Origin of the sequence: Amycolatopsis sp. NPDC006131 (assembly GCF_040614175.1) — a bacterium.
GTDB lineage: Bacteria > Actinomycetota > Actinomycetes > Mycobacteriales > Pseudonocardiaceae > Amycolatopsis_E > Amycolatopsis_E tucumanensis.
In genome coordinates, this window is sequence record NZ_JBEXTX010000002.1 from 57,464 (window position 1) to 75,590 (window position 18,127).

The window sequence follows — 18,127 nt, forward strand, 5'->3', positions numbered from 1 at the left end:
TCATTTCGTGACCTTGTTCTGGTTAGGGTGTGACGAGGAGGGGGCGAAATGGCGGCACGCTGGCCCGCCGTGGCCGCGGTCGCCGGGGGAACCGCGCTCATCGGCCTGCACGGCTGGTCCTACGGCAACTGGATCAACGACGACGCGGCGATCACCTTCGCCTACGCGCGCGACCTGGTCGACGGCGCGGGGCCGGTGCTCCAGCCGGGTGCGGAACCCGTCGAGGGGTTCTCGAATCCGGCCTGGCTCGTCCTGCTGGTGCTCGGGAAGGTGCTGCGCCTCTTCGACACCGGCGCGATCTTCGGCGTGCCCGACTACGTCCTGTTCCCGAAAGCGCTCGGATTGCTGTGCTGCGCCGGTGTTCTCGCCGCGTGCCACTTCGCGGTGAGCCGTGTCACGCGGTGGGCGTGGCTGGTGACGTTGTTCGCGGGCGGGTTGCTGGCCGCGATCCCGTCGTTCGTGATCTGGTCGCTGTCCGGTTTGGAGAACCCGCTGTACGCGCTGGCGGTGGCGTGGCTGGCGGCGCTGTTGTTCCGCGCGGTGGCGGACGGGCGGGTGGCTGTCGTGCGGGTCGGTCTCGCCGCCGGTCTGCTGGCGGTGGTGGCGGCGCTGACCAGGCCGGACGGGGCGATCTTCGTGGTGGCCTACCCGGTGGTGGCGCTGGTGTTCGCGCGGCGGTGGCGGACGCTGCTCCCGGCGGGGGTGTCGGTGCTGGCGTTCGCGGTGCCGTACGGCGCGTACCTGTTGTGGCGGCACGCGGAGTTCGGGCGGTGGGTGCCGAACACGGCGGTGGCGAAGAACCAGCAGCCGCCGTCGTGGTCGAACGCCGGGCGGGTGGTGGAGCCGGTGGAGTACCTCGGCTGGCCGGTGGCGCTGGCCGGGCTAGTGACTGTGGGGCTGGCGTTCTGGCTGGTCCCGGCGTTGCGGCGGCTGTTGGTGGCGTGGCTGGTGCCGCTGGTGCTCGCGCTGGCGGCGTACTGCGTGCTCAACCCGGAGCCGGGCGGCGAGTTCCGGTTCGCGACTCCCTTGTGGACGATGGCGGCGCTGGTCGCGGCGCTGGCGGTGGTCGAGGTGATGCGGGCGCTGTCGGTGCGGTGGCGGGCGGTGCTGGCGGTCGTGCTGGTGGCCGCGGCGGTGCCGAGCGCGCCCGCGCTGGCGGACTCGGGGCGCGGGTTCGCGAGCGGCCCGGTGGTGCCGCTGTGCCAGATCGCGGAGCGGTACGGGCGGTTGTTCAACGGGTACGCGGACACGATCGGCTTGCGGGAGGGGTCGGTGCTGTTGCCGGACGTCGGCGGGACGGCGTTGACCAGCCGGTTGCGGGTGGTGGACTCGGTGGGGCTGGCGGACGCGCGCATCGCGGACCTGGTGTCCACGGGGGACTTCCAGGGGTTGCGGGACTACGTGTTCGACGAGGTCAAGCCCACGTTCATCCACACGCACGTGCCGTGGACCGACCTGACGGGGCTGACGTCGGACGGGCGCCTGGCGGTCGAGTACGCGGCGGTGGTGCTGGACCGGACGGGCAAGAACGGCGACTGGGTGCGACTGGACGCGCTCGACGGCGATGACCTGGTGAACCTGCGGGCGTACGCGCGGGTCACCGTGCCGCGCGTGGAGGCCTCGCGCGCGGCGGCGGTGACCGGGCGGTGTGGTGACGTGCTGCGGCCCGGCCAGGTGCCCTAGTTCGGCGGGAGGGCCGTGGCCAGGGAGGTCTTGGTCTGGGCGAGGCGTTCGGCCAGCGAGTTCGGGTCGCCGTCGAGGCCCTGGGACACCCAGATCGCGACGGCGTAGCTGCCGGAGGTGTACCACGTGCCGCTCATCTGGCCTGCCGAGTTGCTGCCGGTGACGGCCTTCGCGTCGGTCGACCCGGACGGGACGGTCTGCAGGCCTGCGGTGAGGGAGTGCTCGTAGAGGCCGCGGGTGATCGAGGCCGCGGCGGCGGGTGAGTTCGCGGGGACGACCAGGACGAGGTAACCCTGCGGGCCCTGGGAGGAGCCGCGGAAGATGACCTGGTTCGCGCCGTTGTCCTTGAAGAGCTGGCCTTCCTCGCGGGAGTACAGCTTGAGGTCGATGCCCTGCTCGACGGTCAGGGTGCCGTTGTTGGTGCTCGGGGTGCCCGGCAGGGTCGGCAACCGCGCCTCGACGGCCTCCGGCGAGCTGACGGCGGAGGTGGTCGGCTGAGCGGTCGTGGTGGTGTTGTCGCCGCGCAGGAACCACACACCGGCCGCGACCATCGCGAGCACGACGACGACGCCGAGGGTGATGAACAACCAGGTGGGCTTGCGCTTCGGCGGCGCCTGCAACACGGGAGCCGCGTCGAAGGGAAGCTGCTGACCGGGCCCGTGCAGCGGCGGCGGCGGGGACATGCTGGGCAACGGCCGGGCAGGCGGAGGCACCGGATTCGTGACGACCGTCGGAGCGTCCTCGATGGAGGGGAAGCGCATCGAATCGGTGGCCCGCTCGTCGGCCGGGCTGGGGGCGCTCGTGGGCTTCTTGGTGGCGAGCAGCTGCGCCGAGATGCTCTGGGTGGGCCCTTCCTCCGTGGCGAGCGCACTGCCCACCTCGGGAGCCTGCTCACCCTGCGGCCCGCTCTGGGATTGGCCGGGCTGCGGCTGGTTCTGCTGCTGGCTCTGCGGGTGGTCGGCCTGCTGGCCCTGCGGCTGGCTCTGGCCGCCTTGCTGCTGCCCAGCCTGCGGCTGACTGTGGCCGCCTTGCTGCTGGTCAGCCTGCGGCTGCCCGCCCGGCTGCTGGCCCTGCGGTCGGCCACCGTGCTGCTGACTCTGCTGCTGGCCGCCCTGCGGTTGGCCACTCTCCGGCTGACCGCCCTGCTGCTGCCCAGCCTGCGACTGGCCGCTGTGCGGCTGCCCCTGCGCGACCTGCGCGTGCCCGGCTTCAGCCTGCGGCTGGCCGGCCTGCGGCTGCTCCTGCTCCGTCTGGCTGCCCCCACCCTGGGGCTGGCCCTGCCCGGGCTGCGGCTGGGCGCCCGGCTCAACCTGGCCGCCCTGACCCTGCCCGACCTGACCCTGCCCGACCTGACCCGCCTCGACCTGAGCCGGACCAGCCTGCGGCTGCACCGCCGGAGCTTGCCCCGTCGCGCCGGTCTGAACCTGCCCGTACCCGTCCTGCGGCTGCCCGATTCCAGCAGGCGCCTGCCCCACCTGCGGCTGGCCATTCTGGGGCTGCCCCACCTGAGGCTGAATCCCCACCTGCTGCCCCGGCGCACCCGGAGCCTGCGGCTGCCCAACCAGCGGCTGGTTGGGCGCACCCGGCCCCTGCGGCTGCCCCGGCACCCCGGCGGGCCCCTGCGGCACCCCACCCACCGGCTGCTGCCCATACTCGCCCGGGGGCACCGGCCCCTGCGGCCACCCCTGCGGCGCGAAACCCTGCGGCACCCCGCCCTGCGGCGCGCCCTCCTGAGGCCACCCCTGCGGCGCCTGCGGCCACGGCGCCTGCCCCGGCTGCGGAGCGAACCCCGAACCGGCCGGATTCGCACTCTGCCACTGAGGCGCCCCGTCAACCCGCCCCCGCGGCGAGGCGACGGACGCCGGCGCCACATTGCCCGAGGCGGCGGCGAGCAGCTCGTCCCGCATCTTGCGGTGCTGGTGCTGGGTGATGGTCCCGTTGGCGAGCTCGGCGTCCAAACGGCGCAGCTCGTCCTGCCAACTCATCCCGGGGCTCCTCGGTCAACTTGCGCACGGTGGACGTCACCGAGAAGATAGCGCGATCACCGGTTCGATGGGTGTGGATGTGTCCGATCCGCCCTGCTTACCCCGCCGGCAGCAGCGGCTCCACCTTCTCGGCGAAGGCCTGCGCGTTCGGACAGCCCTGAGCGTCTTCACTGGCCCGCGCCATGGTCGCCAACACCAGGGCGAGGGCGTGCTCCCCGACCCCGACGGCGACCGCGCAACCGCCGGTGGGTATGTCTGCCTGCAGGGCATCTCGGCCGTTGATCGAGATCTCCCGCGCCCCGTTGTTGTCCGCGGCGAATCCGCTGAGCCCTTGAGTGGAATCGAGCGCGAGGCTGTAGGTGATGAATTCCGGTTTCGAGGCTGTGCACTGGTTGCGAGCGCTCTTGTTCTCGCCGGGGTTGAAGCCTTGACCCGCGTTGAGCTGATCCAGCAACTGGCACGCGTTGAGCCCGGCGAACACGTCCGAATTCCCCGAGCTCGAGCTGGGAGCCGGACCGGGCACGGGCAACGCGCTGCCGGGGACAGTGCTGGTGCAGGCGGTTCCGGCCGCCAATGTGCAAGCGACGGCCGCGATGGTCCGGGCAGATCGACGGTTCACCGAGATTCCTGATTCCTGAGGGTGTTGAGTGTCTTGGTGGCCGCCTCGTCCGAGGCGTCGTACTTGCTGATCGCCGTTTCGATGGCTTGACGAAGTGTTTCCAGGGTGTCCCGCGCCGTGATGAAAACCTGGACCAGCGACTGGTCGTCAGAGTCCATCGCGCTGAGGAAATGCGCGGCGGCTCGCTGTGCGTACTCGTCGTTGCCGAACTTGGGCGCGCGTTGCAGCAGGTGCACCCGTTGGCCGACCTCGTTCAACCGGGTCTGCATCTGTGTCACCGCCCGCCGGAGGTGTGTGCCCGTCTCCTCGTCCACCGCCCAGCGGCCGGCTTGCGCGTCCGCCAGCATGCGCTTCGCGTCGGTGTTCATCGTGTTCAGTTGTTGCTCGCCGCCGAAGACGTTGGCCACCTGGGTGGCCACGTCGCCGGAGTTGTCGCTCATGAGCCCTCCCTCGCTCGGCCAGCACGATATCGCCCGGGCTGCCCAGCTGCCAGCGACTACGCCGCCTCCTCCAGGTACGCCGCCGCTTGCAGGGTGAACAGTGACGCGTAGTCGCCGCCCTGGGACATCAGCTCCTCGTGCGTTCCTTCCTCCGCCAGGCGGCCCCGGTCGAGCAGCAGGATCTTCTCCGCCTGCCGCACCGTCGAGAACCGGTGCGAGATGTACAGCGTCGTCCGGCCCTCGGACAGCGCGCGCAGCCTCGCGAACAGGTCATGCTCCGCCGCGGCGTCCAGCGCCGATGTCGGCTCGTCCAGGATCAGCACCGGCGCGTCCCGCATGAAGGCCCTCGCCAGCGCGATCTTCTGCCACTCCCCGCCGGACAGCGACACCCCCTGGTCGAACCACCGGCCCAGCGGGCTGTCGAAACCGCGCGGCAGCCGGGAAATCCGCGAAGCGACCCCGGCCCGCTCTGCCGCGTCCTCGATCCGCGGCCGGTCGTCCAGGGCGCCCAGCTGCCCGAGCCCGATGTTCTCCGCCGCCGTGCCCTGGTACGTCACGTAGTCCTGGAACATCGCCGAAATCCGGGACCGCAGCTCGTCCGGGTCGAACTCCCGCAGGTCCACCCCGTCCAGCAGGATCCGGCCCCCGGTCGGGTCGTACAGCCGGCACAACAGCTTGATCAGCGTCGACTTGCCCGCCCCGTTCCGCCCGACGACCGCCACCGTCTCCCCGGGCCGGATCTCGAACGACACGCCGTCCAGCGCCTTCTCCCCGGCGCCCGGGTAGCTGAACGACACGTTCTCGAACTCGATGTGCCCCCGCACCGGCTCGGGCAGCGGCTTCGCCACCGCGGGCGCCGTGATCCGCGGCGTGGTCCCCAGGAAGTCGTACAGCGTGTCCAGGTACAGGTTGTTCTCGTACATTCCGGAGAACCCGCTGAACAACCCCTGCACCGACGTCTGCACCGCCGCCGCGGCCGCCGTGTACAACGCCAGGTCCCCGATCGTCAGCCGCCCGGCCACCGCCTCCAGCGCGATGTACAGCGCGATCCCGGAACCGGCCAAAGTGGACAACAGGCTCCACGCCGTCCCCACGAAGTTGCGCCGCGTCGTCAGCTTTCGCTCACGCGCGTAGTAGTTCTGCCCGAGCCGCCGGAACCGGTCCACCAGGTACGGCCCGAGCCCGAACAGCTTGGTCTCCTTGGCGTAGGTATCGGTGGTGACCAGCGAGTTCAGGTAGTCCATCCGCCGCCGGATCGGCGACATCCACAGCGACAGCACGAACGCCCGCGACCCGTACTTCGACTGCGAGATGAACGCGGGCACCGGCGCGAGCAGCGCGACGACCGCCAGCAGCGGGCTCACCGACACCAGCAGCACCACCATGCTGCCGAACGTGATCGCGGTGCGCCCCAGCCCCAGCGCCGAGGTCAGCATCGACACCGGCCGCTGCGGCGCCTCCTGCGACGCCTGCCGCAGCTGGTCGTAGGACTCCGAATCCTCGAAGAACTGCAGGTCCAGCCTGCTCGCATGGTCCATCACGCGGTGCCGGATGGTCAGCGTCATCCGCTCCTGCAGCAGCTGCTGCGCCGCGTTCGTCAGCGCCGTGCTGATCGCGGTCATCGTGAACACGCCGAACTCCAGCGCGGCCAGCTCGACGATCCGCGTGGTCGTCCCGTGCCCCTGCACCGCCGCGACCACCGCGTCCAGCAGCAGCTTCGCCACGTACGCGGTCAGCGTCGGCATCAAGCCGCTCACCACAGTGGACAGTGCGATCAGGACGGTGGTGAGCGGGCTCGCCTGCCAGGCCAGCCGGAACACCCGCGGCAACCCGCGCACCGTCCCGCTCGTCGCCTGCCGCAGCCGGGCCAGCCGGGACCGCAGGTCCTTCGGCTCGTCCGCCCGCGCCGGGTCCGGGATGTCGACCGGGCCGGTCAGGCCGCTCTCCGCGACCGAACTGCTGCGCCGCCGCATCTGCCGCCGCAAGCTGATCGACGGGCCACCACCGTGCATCACGCCGCCACCGCCCCGTGCAGGAACACGTCGATCAGCTCCGCCGTGGCGAGCCCGCCCTGGTCGTCGCGGCGGCGGGCGAGCAGCAGCGACAGGAAGATCGCCGCCAGCTTGTCGGCGGGCAGCCGCAACGCGTCCTCGTCGGTGAACAGATCGGCGAGCGACTCGCGCATCGCGCGGAACGACTCGCCCCGCCTGCCCTGCTTGAACTCGCCGCGCTTGAGCCTGCCGGAGGAGTGCAACGCGCCCATCAGCGCACCCATCCGCTCCAGGTGTGCCGACAAGGCCTCCGCGGCTTCGGTGAGCCGGTCCGCCAGTGGCTGGTCGAGCGGGATCTCGGCGATCACCGCCAGCGCGCTGTCCGGTTTGAGCGCCTCGGCCACGCACGCGTCGAGCAGTTCGTCCTTGTCCTTGAAGGCGCGGAAGATCGTGCCCTCGCCGATCCCGGCGGCGCGCGCGATCTGGGCGGTCGTCACGGCGGCGCCGTGCTCGACGACCAGCGGCAGCACGGCCTGCACGATCATCCGGCGCCGGTCTTCGGCGCTCATGCCGGGCGCGCGCCGGCGGGGAGGAGCGGTCATGGCACCAGTGTGCGGAGTGAGCGCTCACTCCGTCAAGCGGGTAACGGAACGGGGCCGCGGCGGAACGCGGCCCCGAACCGTCAGTACGTGATCGCCATGGCCGGATCGGCCAGCAGCGCGCCGACGTCGGCGAGGAACTGCGAGCCCTGCTGCCCGTCGACCAGCCGGTGGTCGAAGCTCAGCGACAGCTGCAGCACCTTCCGCACGGCGAGCTGCCCGTCCACCACCCACGGCGCGTCCTTGATCGCGCCGAAGGCCAGGATCGCGGCCTCACCCGGGTTGATGATCGGCGTGCCGGTGTCGACCCCGAACACCCCCACGTTGGTGATCGTGATCGTCCCGTTGACCATGTCCGCGGGCGGGGTCTTGCCCTCGCGCGCGGTCGTGGTCAGCTGGTCCAGCGCCCGCGCCAGCTCGGGCAGCGACATGGCGTCCGCGTCCCGGATCTTCGGCACCACGAGCCCGCGGGGCGTCGCCGCGGCGATGCCCAGGTGCACGTAGTCCTTGTAGACGATCTCGCCGGCCGCCTCGTCCCAGGTGGCGTTGACGTCCGGCGTCCGCTTCACGGCCATGCACACGGCCTTGGCCGCGAAGGCCAGCGGGGTCAGCTTCACCCCGGCGAAGTCCGGGTGCTTCTTCAGCCGCTCGCGCAGTTCCATCATCGGCGTGACGTCGATGGTCAGGAACTCCGTGACGTGCGGCGCGGTGAACGCGCTGGACACCATCGCCTGCGCGGTCGCCTTCCGGACGCCCTTGACCGGCACCCGCCGCTCACGCGAGCCGGTCACCGTCTGAGGCGCGGCGGGAGCAGCCGGACGGGCCGCTCGCTCGACGTCCTCGCGCGTGATGATCCCGCCGTCCGCCGACCCGGTCAGGGTCGACAGGTCGACACCGAGGTCCTTGGCGAGCTTGCGCACCGGCGGCTTCGCCAGCGGCACGTAGCCACCCCGCGCCGCCGCGGGAGCCGGCGCCGGAGCAGCCGGAGCGGCAGGCGGTGCGGCAGGAGGAGCAGCAGGAGGTGCGGCGGACGGAGCGGCCCGGCGCGGCCGTCGCCGCGCCTCGGTCGTCTTCGAGCCGTAGCCGACCAGCGGCTTCATCTCCTCCTCGGCGGCGGCAGGCGCCGGCGCGGACGAGCCGTTCACCGCCTGTGCCGGAGCCGCGGACGACCCGGCCGGGTCGACGTCGACGGTCAGCAGCGGCGCCCCGACCTCGACGGTCGCGCCGGGCTCGGCCAGGACCTCGGTGATCACACCGGCCCACGGGATGGGCAGCTCGACGGCGGCCTTCGCGGTCTCCACCTCGACGACGATCTGGTTGACCGCCACCTCGTCGCCGGGCTGCACCCGGACGTTCAGGATCTCGGCTTCGGTCAGGCCTTCGGCGGTGTCGGCGAGCAGGAACTGCTTGTACTCGGGCACCCCGCCTCACCAGCCCATCGCGCGGTCGACGGTGTGCAGCACCCGGTCCAGGTCGGGGAGGAAGTGCTCCTCGAGCTTGGACGGCGGGTACGGGGTGTCGAACCCGGTGGCCCGCAGCACCGGCGCCTCCAGCGAGTAGAAGCACTCCTGCTGCACGCGCGCGGCGATCTCCGAGGTGATCGACGATTCCGACGACGCCTCGCTGACCGCGACCAGACGCCCGGTGCGGCGCACCGACTCGAACACCGGCGCGAGGTCGAGCGGCGAGATCGTGCGCAGGTCGATGACCTCCAGCGACCGGCCCTCTTCCGCCGCGGCCTCGGCAGCATCCAGGCACACCTTGACCGAGGGACCGTAGGCGACCAGCGTGCAGTCGGTGCCCTGGCGCACCACCCGCGAGGCGAACAGCGGCCCCGGCGGCGTGTTGGTGTCCACTTCGGACTTGAGCTGCCCGTTGTGGTAGAGCCGCTTCGGCTCGAAGAACAGCACCGGGTCGTCGCAATCGATGGCCTGCTGGATCATCCAGTACGCGTCGGCCGGGTTGGAGCACGACACGACCTTCAGCCCGGGAATGTGCGCGAACAGCGACTCCGGCGACTCGGAGTGGTGCTCGACCGCGCCGATCCCGCCGCCGAAGGGCACCCGCACGACCACCGGGACCTTGACCTTGCCCTGCGTCCGGTAGTGCAGCTTCGCCAGCTGCGAGGAGATCTGGTCGAAGCCGGGGAAGATGAAGCCCTCGAACTGGATCTCGCACACCGGCCGGAACCCGCGCACGGCGAGGCCGACCGCGGTGCCGATGATGCCGGACTCGGCCAGCGGCGTGTCCAGTACGCGCTGCTCGCCGAAGTCCTTCTGCAGCCCGTCGGTAATGCGGAAGACGCCGCCGAGCTTGCCGACGTCCTCACCGAGGACGATGACCTTGTCGTCGGCCTCCATCGCGGCACGCAGGCCCAGGTTCAGGGCCTTGCCGATGGTCAGCTTCTGCACCGCGGGCACGGCACCGTCCACAGGGGACTTGACGGGGGCGGCCATCAGCGCTCACCCGCTTCCACGAAACCGGCGAGGTAGGACAGGTACTCGTCGCGCTGCGCGTCGAGCACGGGCGACGGTTCGGCGTAGACGTTGGCGAACACGCGTTCCGGCGGCGGTTCGGGCATGTTGAAGCAGAACTCGCGCAGGTCCGCGGCGAACGCGTCGGCCTCGGCCTGGATCTGCTCGAACCACGCCTGGTCGGCGAACCCGCTGCGCGCCAGGTGCACCCGCACGCGCTCGATGGGGTCCTTGTGCTTCCACACCTCGAGCTCGTCGGAGAGCCGGTAGCGGGTCGGGTCGTCGGTGGTGGTGTGCGCGTCCATCCGGTAGGTGAACGCCTCGATCAGCACCGGGCCGTTGCCGTGGCGGCACTCTTCGAGCGCCCACCGGGTCACCGCGAGGCAGGCCAGCACGTCGTTGCCGTCGACGCGGATGCCGGGGAACCCGTACCCGCGGGCGCGCTGGTACAGCGGCAGGCGCGACTGGCGCTCGGTCGGCTCGGAGATCGCCCACTGGTTGTTCTGGCAGAAGAACACCAGCGGCGCGTCGTACACCGCGGCCCACACGAAGCCCTCGTGCACGTCGCCCTGCGAGGTGGCGCCGTCGCCGAAGTAGACGATCGTGGCCTCGCCGTCGTCGTCACCGACCTTGCCCTCGAACTTCTGGCCCATCGCGTATCCGGCGGCGTTGAGGACCTGGTTGCCGATCACGATGGTGTACGGGTGGAAGCCGTGGGCCTGGAAGTCCCAGCCACCGTGGTCGGTGCACCGGAAGATGCCCAGCAGTTCCTTGAAGTCGACGCCGCGGGTGTAGGCCACGCCGTGTTCCCGGTAGCTGGGGAAGGCCATGTCCTGCGGCTTGAGCGCGCGGCCGGAGCCGACCTGCGCGGCTTCCTGGCCGAGCAGCGGGACCCAGATGCCGAGCTGGCCCTGGCGCTGCATGGCGTTGGCTTCCCGGTCGGCCCGGCGGACGAGCACCATGTCGCGGTAGAGCCCGCGCAGCGCTTCCGGGTCGACGTCGGAGATGTAGCGGTCGAACTGCGGCGAAGCGATCCGCTCGCCTTCGGGGGTGAGCAGCTGAGTCACCTCAGCGCCACCAGCGTCCGTGTTTCGCAAACCGGCGATCACCTGCTCCCGCGATGGTTGTGCGGCCTGTGCGGCCGGTCCTTCGCCGGGCTCCGGGTGCGTCCACTGTTCGGGGGACGGCATGCGCGTTCTCCTCGGTGTCCTGCCACGAGGCCGCTTGTGGCGGCCGCTGATGGCTGACCGGCGGCCACCGACGTTTCGGATCCGAAGCGCTCGGCAGCCGTCGGCCGTGACGGCTTACGGGGAACATCCTGACACGAACCAGGCCCGCGAGTGCAGGTCCGCGCCTGATTTGTTGCTGTGGAAGTCCGCCCTGAGCTGGGCAAACGCTCGGAAGCCCGACCGACGACCCACCGATAGTCGGCCCTGGAGGCGCGCGCTCACCTGCCCGGAAGTGACGGACGGGCCACCTCCATCGCGCGGAGCGCTCGGGAGGTGGCCCGTCTCGGTGGTGCTGGTGACCTGCGTCACGCCACCCGGTTACAGGTTGGCCTTGGTGAACTGGTACTGCTGTGCCGCCTGTGAACTGAAGTTGTACTTGAGGGTGGCGAGTCCGAACGGCTTCGACGGGTCGACCTTGAACAGCGTGCTCGACCGCGGCGGGTTGCGGGTGTCGGCCGGGCCGTACTTGTAGTCGCCGGTGAGGCCGTCGAAGGACACCGTGCCCAGCTCGCTGGACGCCTTGAGGATGCCGTCGCGGGACAGGTCGCCCAGCTCGACGGCCTTCTCCAGCACCGCGGTCATCGCGCGGGCCTGGTTGTAGCCGAACGCGAAGTAGTAGTCCGGCTCCTGCTGCGGCGCGAACTGGTTCTTCCGGTTGACCATGTCGGCCATGCCGGGCACGGAGTTGTCACCCCACTCGGTGCCCTCGGCGACGATCGTGACGTACTGCTGCAGGTACGGCGCGATCGCGGACTTGGCGAACGCCGACGTGTAGCTCGGCGACTGCCCGTACCACTTCGGCGCGAACCGGGCCTGCGCCGCGGTGCCCCAGATCTTGGCCGCGTCCGTCGGGGTCGCGGTCAGGAACACCATCTGGCAGCCGGCGCCGGCGAGCGCGCCGATCTGCCCGGCGTAGTTCTCCGTGCCCGACTTGAAGCGCTGCGTGTTCGCCACGGTGAAGCCGTAGCTCTTCGCCGCGAAGTCGATCCCGGCCTGGCCCGCCTCGCCGTAGACGTCGTCCTGGACCATCGTGCAGATCCTGTCGTCCTTGGTGCCGCCGCCCTCGGTGAGGTAGTGGTCCATGGCGTTGATCGACTGCACCTGGTACGGGCCGCCGACCGGCAGCAGGTTCTCCTCACGCACCCACAGCGCGTCCAGCGACGCGGGCGCGGCGAGCATCTTGTCCGCGCGCAGCTGCGGCAGCACGGCCAGCGTCGACGGCGTGCCCAGCAGCTGGGTGAACGCGACGACGTCGCCCTTGACCTTGTTGTACTGCTGCACCGCCACTTCCGGCCGGTACTGGGTGTCCTCCTGGACCAGCTCGACCTTGTACTTGCCCGCGATGCCGCCGCGCGCGTTGAGCGCGTCGAACCAGACCTTGTTGCCCGAGGTCAGCGGCTGCCCGATGACCGCGACCGGCCCGGACAGCGGGGACAGCACGCCGAGCTTGATCGTGGTGCCGTCGAAGCCGGTGGTGGCGCCGGGGTTGCCGGCCTGCCCGCCGCCACCGCCTTCGTCGTCGCCCGCGCCGCCGCACGCGGCGAGCACGAGCGTCGCCGCGGCCAGTGCCGCCGCGATCCGCGTTCTCTTCATGGACGCCTCCAGGACTAGTAGGAAAACGGCCAGGCCTTGAAATAGGTCTTGACGCGCAGCCAGATGCCCGCGAGCCCGCGTGGTTCGAGCACCAGGAACAGCACGATCAGCAACCCGAAGATGGCCTGGTTGAGGGCGAACACACTGATGAACCCCGAATCGCCCACGCTCGTCTGGACGCCGGGAATGACGTCGCTGTAGCGGTCGATCAACGCGGGCAGCGCGCCGACGAACAGCGCCCCGAGCACCGATCCGAAGATCGTGCCGAGACCACCGACGATGATCACCGCGATGTACTGGATGGACAGCAGCAGGTTCCACTCGTCGGGGCTGACGAACTGCTGGTAGGACCCGAACAGCGCGCCCGCGACGGACGCGATCGCGCTGGAGATCATGAACGCGCCGATCTTGTACCGGCCCGCCCGCACGCCGATCACCTCGGCGGCCTGGTCGCGGTCCCGCACCGCCTGCAGCGCGCGGCCGGGGCGGGTGCGGGCCAGGTTCTTCACCAGCAGCGCCACCAGCCCGACCAGCGCCCAGACCAGCCAGAACCAGCCCTGGTTGCGCGAGTAGCTCTCGCCGAAGATCGACAGGTCGGCGAAGTTCACCGGCCCGATCGCGACGTCGGCGTTGACCGAGGTGCCGGAGTTGCCGCCGGTGAAGTCGTCGAGGTTGCGCCACAGGTGCTCGCCGACGAACACCAGCCCGAGCGTGACGATCGCCAGGTAGTGGCCGCGCAGCCGCAGCGTGAACGGCCCGATCAGCCCGCCCAGCAACGCGCCGATCCCGGCGGCCGCGAGCAGCCACAGCGGGAACGGCAGGCCGAAGTCGCCGCCGACCTTGGCCGTCACGTACGCGCCCGCGCCGATGAAGAACGCGTGCCCGAGCGAGATCTGCCCGCAGTAGCCGGTGAGCAGGTTGAGGCCGATCGCGCCGACCGCGGTGATGCCGGCGTAGATCAGCACGGACAGCCAGAAGTCGTCCTGCAGCACCGTCGGCAGCACCAGGAACGCCGCGATCATCAGCGCCAGCCCGAACTTCGACATCGGCGAGCCGAACAGGCGCAGGTCCTGGGCGTAGTCCCGGACGAGGTTGCGGTGCGGCTTGGGCATCAGATCCTCCGTACGTCCTTGGTTCCCAGCAGGCCGTACGGCCGGATCAGCAGGATCACGATCATCAGCAGGTAGGGCACGATGATCGACACGTTGTCGCCCGCCCAGGAGAACAACTGGTCCTGGTAGCCGCGGGTGAGCGCCTCGGCGAGCCCGATCACGATGCCGCCGAGCACCGCGCCCGCGGGCGAGTCGAGGCCGCCGAGGATCATCGCCGGGAACGCCGCGAGCGCGATGAACCCGATCGACGGGGACAGCCCGCCCGGCCCGGCCGCCATGGTGATCCCGGCGAGCGCGGCCAGCGCCGACGCGATGGCCCACGAGACCGCGTACACCCGGCGTGCGCTGATCCCCTGCGCCAGCGCCGCTTCCGGGTCGAACGCGGTGGCCCGCATCGCCAGGCCGAGCGAGGTGAAGCGGAAGAACAGGAAGAACCCGACGACGACCGCCGCGGTCAGCCCGATCGTCCACAGGTCCCGGACGCCGAAGACGATCCCGCCTGCTTCGACGGTCTGGATGTTCCACGGGTTCTCGACCTGCAGGTTGTCGAAGCCCCAGATCGCGGTGATCAGCGGCTCCAGCACGAACAGCAGGCCGATGGTGATCATGATGACCGCGAACGGCGGCTGGCCGACCATGCGCCGCAGCACGATCCGCTCGAACCCGGCGCCCACCAGGGCCGCCGACGCGCACGCCAGCAGGATCGCCACACCGAAGGCGATCGCCAGGTTGTTGGCGAAGGTGAAGCCGAGGTAGGCGCCGAGCGCGAGCAGCCCGCCCTGCGCGAAGTTGATCACGCCGGTCGACTTGTAGATGACCACGAAACCCAGCGCCACCAGGGCGTAGGTGGACCCGAGGGCGAGTCCGGCAAAGCAGTTCTGCAGGAACGTCGTCACCGGTACATCGCCTCGATCTCGTGCTCGAACCGCAGCTCGATGGCCCGTCGCTTGACCTTCTGCGTCGCGGTCAGCTCGCCGGCCTCGTGGTCGAGTTCCTTGCCGATCAACGAGAACCGCTTGATCTGCTCGACCTGCGAGAACTCCCGGTTGGTCTCGTCGACCACCTGCTGGATCAGCGCCACCACCTCGGGTTTGGCCGACAGGTCGGCGTAGGTCGTGTACGCGAGGCCGCGGCGGGTCGCCCAGTTGCCGACCGTCTCCGCCTCGATCCCGATCAACGCGGTGAGGTACTTGCGGCGGTCCCCGATCACGATCGCCTCGCGCACGAACGGCGAGACCTTCAGCCGGTTCTCGATCTCCGACGGCGAGATGTTCTTGCCGCCCGCGGTGATGATGATGTCCTTCTTGCGGTCGGTGATCCGCAGGAAGCCGTCGGCGTCGATCTCGCCGACGTCGCCGGTGTGCAGCCAGCCGTCCGCGTCCACCGCCGCCGCGGTGGCCTCCGGGTTGCGGAAGTAGCCCTGGAACACCCCGGCCGAGCGGGTGAGGATCTCGCCGTCCTCGGCGATGCGGACCTCCACGCCGGGCAGTGGTCTGCCGACCGCGCCGAGCCGCACGTCGCCGTCCGGGGTGAGCGTGGCCAGCGCGGTGTTCTCGGTCTGGCCGTAGCCCTCGCGCACCGGAACCCCGATGGCCCACAGGTATTCCAGCACCTGCGGCGCGATCGGCGCGGCGCCGGACAACGCGGTGCGGACCCGGACCAGTCCGAGTTTCTCCCGCAGGGCGCGGAAAACGAGGAACTCCGCGAGCCACAGCCGGAACCGGTCGCCCGCGGACAGCCGCCCGGTCACGCGGCGGGGCGCGATCCGGCGGCCCTGCTTGAGCCAGAACCGGTAGAGACCGCGCTTGAGCCGCGAGGCGTCGGCCATCCGGATTTCGGTGCCCGCCAGCATCTTCTCCCACACTCGCGGCACGCCGAGGAACACCGTCGGCTGCACGTCGCGCAGGTCGTTGAGGAAGGACGGGCCGCCCTCGCCGAAGTTGACCACCGAACCCGCCCACACCGAGTCGATCACCGAGGTCAGCCGCTCGGCGATGTGGCACAGCGGCAGGTAGGACAGCACCTCGTCGTCCGGGCCGCCGCCGAGCGCGTCGATGAAGGTGCGCCCGGCCGCGACGAGGTTGGCGTGCGAGATCATCGCGCCCTTGGGCGGTCCGGTGGTGCCGGAGGTGTAGACGAGGATCGCGGTGGCGTCCGGGTCGAGCCGGGACACCGACTCCTGGTAGTCGCGCAACGCGTTGTCCCGCGGGCGTTCCAGCTGCTCGAACGTCATCAGGTCGGGCAGCGCCTCCACCCGCACCCCGCGCGGGTCCATCACCACCAGGCGCCGCAGGTCGGGCAGTCTGCCGCGCACCGCGAGCGCCTTGTCCAGCTGCTCCTCGTCCTCGGCGATCAGCACCTTCGCGCCGGAGTGCGACAGCAGGTACTCGACCTCGGTCTCGGGCGAGGTCGGGTAGACGCCCATGCTGATCGCGCCGATGCCCTGCACGGCCAGGTCGGCGACCACCCACTCGGGCCGGTTCTCGGCGTGGATCGCCACCCGGTCGCCCGGCTCGACGCCGAGTTCGCGCAGGCCGGCGGCGACGTTGGCGACCCGCTCGGCGTAGGCGGACCAGGTCCACTCGCGCCAGCGGCCGCGGTGCTTCTCCCGCATCGCGGTCTTGTCGCCCAGCGTGCGGGCGTGTTCCAGCAGGCGCGCGGGCAGCGTCCGCACGTCCGGGGGAGCGGCCAGTGCCGTGCTCATCGCGCACCGCCCAGGTAGGCCTCGATGACAGCGGGGTGGTTCTGGATCTCCGACGGCTTGCCGGTGGCGATCGCGACGCCGAAGTCCAGGGCGAGCACCCGGTCGGCGAGGTCCATGACCAGGCGCATGTCGTGCTCGACGAGGATCATCGCCAGGCCCAGCTCCCGCCGGACCTCGACCAGGTAGCGCGCGGTGTCCTCGGTCTCCTCCAGGTTCATGCCGGCGACCGGCTCGTCGAGCAGCAGCAGCGACGGTTCCATCGCCAGCGCGCGGCCCAGTTCGGCGCGTTTCGCGACGCCGTAGGGGAGCATCCCGGCGGGCATCCGGCGGTACGGCTCGAGTTCGAGCAGTTCGACGATCTCCTCGACGGCCGCGCGGTGCCGGACCTCCTCCCGCTTCGCGCGGCCCCACCAGAGCATCCCGGTGCCGAACCCGGTGCGCATCAGGTGGTGGCGGCCGAGCATCAGGTTCTCGATGAGCGTGAGGTGCTCGAACAGGCCGAGGTTCTGGAACGTGCGCGCGACGCCCATCGCGGCGATCGCGGCGGGCGCGCGGCCGACCAGGCGTTGGCCGTCGAGCGTGATGCTGCCCTCCTGCGGGCGGTAGACCCCGTTGAGGCAGTTGAAGATCGACGTCTTGCCCGCGCCGTTCGGGCCGATCACGGCGAACAGCTCGCCGCGGCCGACCTCGAAGCTGACGCCGTCCAGCGCCGTGACCCCGCCGAACCGCAGCGTCAGGTCGCGGACTTCGAGGATCGGTCGATCGGTGTCGGCTTCGTCCTCCCGGGCGGGTGCGGGGTCGCTGGTGGTCACGCGCTCCATCGCTTCTTCCTCCGGTAGCTCTTGACTTCGGCGAAGCTGCGCCGCTCCTCGTGCTGGGCGGCGCCGAGGTAGAACTCGCGGATGTCCTCGTCGGCGAGGAGTTCGGCGGCGGGGCCGTCCTTGACGACCTTCCCGGTTTCGACGACGTAGCCGGACCCGGCGATCGACAGCGCCATCACGGCGTTCTGCTCGACCAGCAGGACGCTGGTGCCCTGGCCGTTGATCTCGACGATGATGTCCCGCACCTGCTCGACCAGCTTGGGCGCGAGACCGAGCGAGGGCTCGTCGAGCAACAGGAGCTTCGGCGACGCCATGAGCGCGCGGCCGATCGCGAGCATCTGCTGCTCGCCGCCGGAGAGGTAACCGGCGATCGAGCGGCGGCGCTCTTTCAGTACCGGGAACAGGTCCATCACCCTGGCGTAGGACTCGCGGACCTCGGTGCGGGAGCGGCGGGTGTAGGCGCCGGTGCGCAGGTTCTCGTCGACGGTGATCTCGGCGAAGATCCGCCTGCCCTCCATCACCTGCGCGATGCCCTTGCGCACCACGACGGCTGGGTCGGCGCCGGTGATGTCCTCGTCGCGGAAGCGGACCGTGCCCTTGGTGATCTTGCCGCGGTGTGGCACGAGCAGGCCGGTGATCGCCCGCAGCAGGGTCGTCTTGCCCGCTCCGTTCGCGCCCAGCAGCGTGACGATCGCGCCGTCGGGGACCTCCAGGCTGAGGCCCCGGAGGACCAGCACCACGTCGTCGTACACCACTTCGAGGTTGTTCACCGCCAGCACGGGTGGTGACAAGGCGTGCCCTCCGTTCCTCGTCGAACCGGGCGTTTTGTCCCCAATGTGGGTGATTGAGATCACATTGAATACGGAAGGTGGCTAGC

Annotated in this window: 16 protein-coding genes; 2 read left to right on the forward strand and 14 right to left on the reverse strand. The window is 70.7% G+C overall.

The window, feature by feature from the left end; translation table 11 throughout:
* Positions 1 to 48 precede the first annotated feature (48 nt).
* Positions 49 to 1,683: a hypothetical protein gene (locus ABZ215_RS01390; RefSeq protein ID WP_354946959.1), complete on the forward strand. Its 1,635-nt coding sequence runs from the start codon at positions 49 to 51 to the stop codon at positions 1,681 to 1,683.
* Here the strand turns inward: ABZ215_RS01390 and ABZ215_RS01395 are convergent.
* Positions 1,680 to 2,561, reverse strand: a complete 882-nt coding sequence (locus ABZ215_RS01395; RefSeq protein ID WP_354946961.1) for a hypothetical protein — start codon at positions 2,559 to 2,561, stop codon at positions 1,680 to 1,682. The genes ABZ215_RS01390 and ABZ215_RS01395 overlap by 4 nt on opposite strands.
* Positions 2,562 to 2,597: 36 nt before the next feature.
* Here ABZ215_RS01395 and ABZ215_RS01400 point away from each other — a divergent pair, with 36 nt between their 5' ends.
* Positions 2,598 to 3,719, forward strand: a complete 1,122-nt coding sequence (locus ABZ215_RS01400; protein ID WP_354946963.1) for a hypothetical protein — start codon at positions 2,598 to 2,600, stop codon at positions 3,717 to 3,719.
* Positions 3,720 to 3,765: 46 nt separating this feature from the next.
* Here the strand turns inward: ABZ215_RS01400 and ABZ215_RS01405 are convergent, their stop codons facing one another.
* The 13 genes from ABZ215_RS01405 to ABZ215_RS01465 all read right to left on the reverse strand — a co-directional run bounded on the left by ABZ215_RS01405 (position 3,766) and on the right by ABZ215_RS01465 (position 18,041).
* Entirely contained in the window at positions 3,766 to 4,287 is a 522-nt protein-coding gene (locus tag ABZ215_RS01405; protein WP_354946965.1) for a DUF3558 family protein, read from the reverse strand.
* Positions 4,284 to 4,727 carry a hypothetical protein gene (locus tag ABZ215_RS01410; RefSeq protein WP_354946967.1) on the reverse strand — a complete coding sequence of 148 codons (444 nt, stop codon included), beginning with the start codon at positions 4,725 to 4,727 and terminating at the stop codon, positions 4,284 to 4,286. Before ABZ215_RS01410 ends, ABZ215_RS01405 begins: the two co-directional genes overlap by 4 nt.
* A gap of 56 nt (positions 4,728 to 4,783) precedes the next feature.
* Positions 4,784 to 6,739, reverse strand: a complete 1,956-nt coding sequence (locus tag ABZ215_RS01415; protein ID WP_020416342.1) for an ABC transporter ATP-binding protein — start codon at positions 6,737 to 6,739, stop codon at positions 4,784 to 4,786.
* Positions 6,739 to 7,287 carry a TetR/AcrR family transcriptional regulator gene (locus ABZ215_RS01420; protein WP_237337528.1) on the reverse strand — a complete coding sequence of 183 codons (549 nt, stop codon included), beginning with the start codon at positions 7,285 to 7,287 and terminating at the stop codon, positions 6,739 to 6,741. The genes ABZ215_RS01415 and ABZ215_RS01420 overlap by 1 nt, the downstream gene beginning before the upstream one ends.
* A 113-nt stretch (positions 7,288 to 7,400) precedes the next feature.
* Positions 7,401 to 8,738, reverse strand: a complete 1,338-nt coding sequence (locus ABZ215_RS01425) for a dihydrolipoamide acetyltransferase family protein (RefSeq protein WP_354946969.1) — start codon at positions 8,736 to 8,738, stop codon at positions 7,401 to 7,403.
* Positions 8,739 to 8,744: 6 nt separating this feature from the next.
* Positions 8,745 to 9,773: an alpha-ketoacid dehydrogenase subunit beta gene (locus tag ABZ215_RS01430; RefSeq protein ID WP_354709525.1), complete on the reverse strand. Its 1,029-nt coding sequence runs from the start codon at positions 9,771 to 9,773 to the stop codon at positions 8,745 to 8,747.
* Positions 9,773 to 10,981, reverse strand: coding sequence for a pyruvate dehydrogenase (acetyl-transferring) E1 component subunit alpha (pdhA, locus tag ABZ215_RS01435; protein ID WP_237337467.1), 1,209 nt, complete (start codon positions 10,979 to 10,981; stop codon positions 9,773 to 9,775). Before pdhA ends, ABZ215_RS01430 begins: the two co-directional genes overlap by 1 nt.
* Positions 10,982 to 11,338: 357 nt before the next feature.
* Positions 11,339 to 12,613 (reverse strand): ABC transporter substrate-binding protein, encoded by a 1,275-nt coding sequence (locus tag ABZ215_RS01440; RefSeq protein ID WP_354946971.1) that lies wholly within the window; start codon positions 12,611 to 12,613, stop codon positions 11,339 to 11,341.
* 14 nt (positions 12,614 to 12,627) lie between these two features.
* Positions 12,628 to 13,725 (reverse strand): branched-chain amino acid ABC transporter permease, encoded by a 1,098-nt coding sequence (locus ABZ215_RS01445; protein ID WP_020416348.1) that lies wholly within the window; start codon positions 13,723 to 13,725, stop codon positions 12,628 to 12,630.
* The gene (locus tag ABZ215_RS01450) at positions 13,725 to 14,621 is read right to left on the reverse strand and encodes a branched-chain amino acid ABC transporter permease (RefSeq protein WP_020416349.1); all 897 of its coding nucleotides are present in this window, start codon (positions 14,619 to 14,621) and stop codon (positions 13,725 to 13,727) included. Before ABZ215_RS01450 ends, ABZ215_RS01445 begins: the two co-directional genes overlap by 1 nt.
* On the reverse strand, positions 14,618 to 16,429 hold the full coding sequence (locus ABZ215_RS01455; protein ID WP_354946973.1) for an AMP-binding protein: 1,812 nt from the start codon (positions 16,427 to 16,429) through the stop codon (positions 14,618 to 14,620). The genes ABZ215_RS01450 and ABZ215_RS01455 overlap by 4 nt, the downstream gene beginning before the upstream one ends.
* Positions 16,426 to 17,250, reverse strand: a complete 825-nt coding sequence (locus tag ABZ215_RS01460; RefSeq protein ID WP_020416351.1) for an ABC transporter ATP-binding protein — start codon at positions 17,248 to 17,250, stop codon at positions 16,426 to 16,428. The genes ABZ215_RS01455 and ABZ215_RS01460 overlap by 4 nt, the downstream gene beginning before the upstream one ends.
* Positions 17,238 to 18,041, reverse strand: coding sequence for an ABC transporter ATP-binding protein (locus ABZ215_RS01465; protein ID WP_235716046.1), 804 nt, complete (start codon positions 18,039 to 18,041; stop codon positions 17,238 to 17,240). The genes ABZ215_RS01460 and ABZ215_RS01465 overlap by 13 nt, the downstream gene beginning before the upstream one ends.
* Between the last annotated feature and the right edge of the window lie 86 nt (positions 18,042 to 18,127).

Coding starts and splice junctions, on each gene's coding strand:
- ABZ215_RS01420 (WP_237337528.1), bottom strand. CDS start 7,287: ATGAGCGCCGAAGACCGGCGCCGGATGATCGTGCAGGCCGTGCTGCCG.
- ABZ215_RS01445 (WP_020416348.1), bottom strand. CDS start 13,725: ATGCCCAAGCCGCACCGCAACCTCGTCCGGGACTACGCCCAGGACCTG.
- ABZ215_RS01415 (WP_020416342.1), bottom strand. CDS start 6,739: ATGCACGGTGGTGGCCCGTCGATCAGCTTGCGGCGGCAGATGCGGCGG.
- ABZ215_RS01410 (WP_354946967.1), bottom strand. CDS start 4,727: ATGAGCGACAACTCCGGCGACGTGGCCACCCAGGTGGCCAACGTCTTC.
- pdhA (WP_237337467.1), bottom strand. CDS start 10,981: ATGCCGTCCCCCGAACAGTGGACGCACCCGGAGCCCGGCGAAGGACCG.
- ABZ215_RS01440 (WP_354946971.1), bottom strand. CDS start 12,613: ATGAAGAGAACGCGGATCGCGGCGGCACTGGCCGCGGCGACGCTCGTG.
- ABZ215_RS01430 (WP_354709525.1), bottom strand. CDS start 9,773: ATGGCCGCCCCCGTCAAGTCCCCTGTGGACGGTGCCGTGCCCGCGGTG.
- ABZ215_RS01455 (WP_354946973.1), bottom strand. CDS start 16,429: ATGAGCACGGCACTGGCCGCTCCCCCGGACGTGCGGACGCTGCCCGCG.
- ABZ215_RS01460 (WP_020416351.1), bottom strand. CDS start 17,250: ATGGAGCGCGTGACCACCAGCGACCCCGCACCCGCCCGGGAGGACGAA.
- ABZ215_RS01390 (WP_354946959.1), top strand. CDS start 49: ATGGCGGCACGCTGGCCCGCCGTGGCCGCGGTCGCCGGGGGAACCGCG.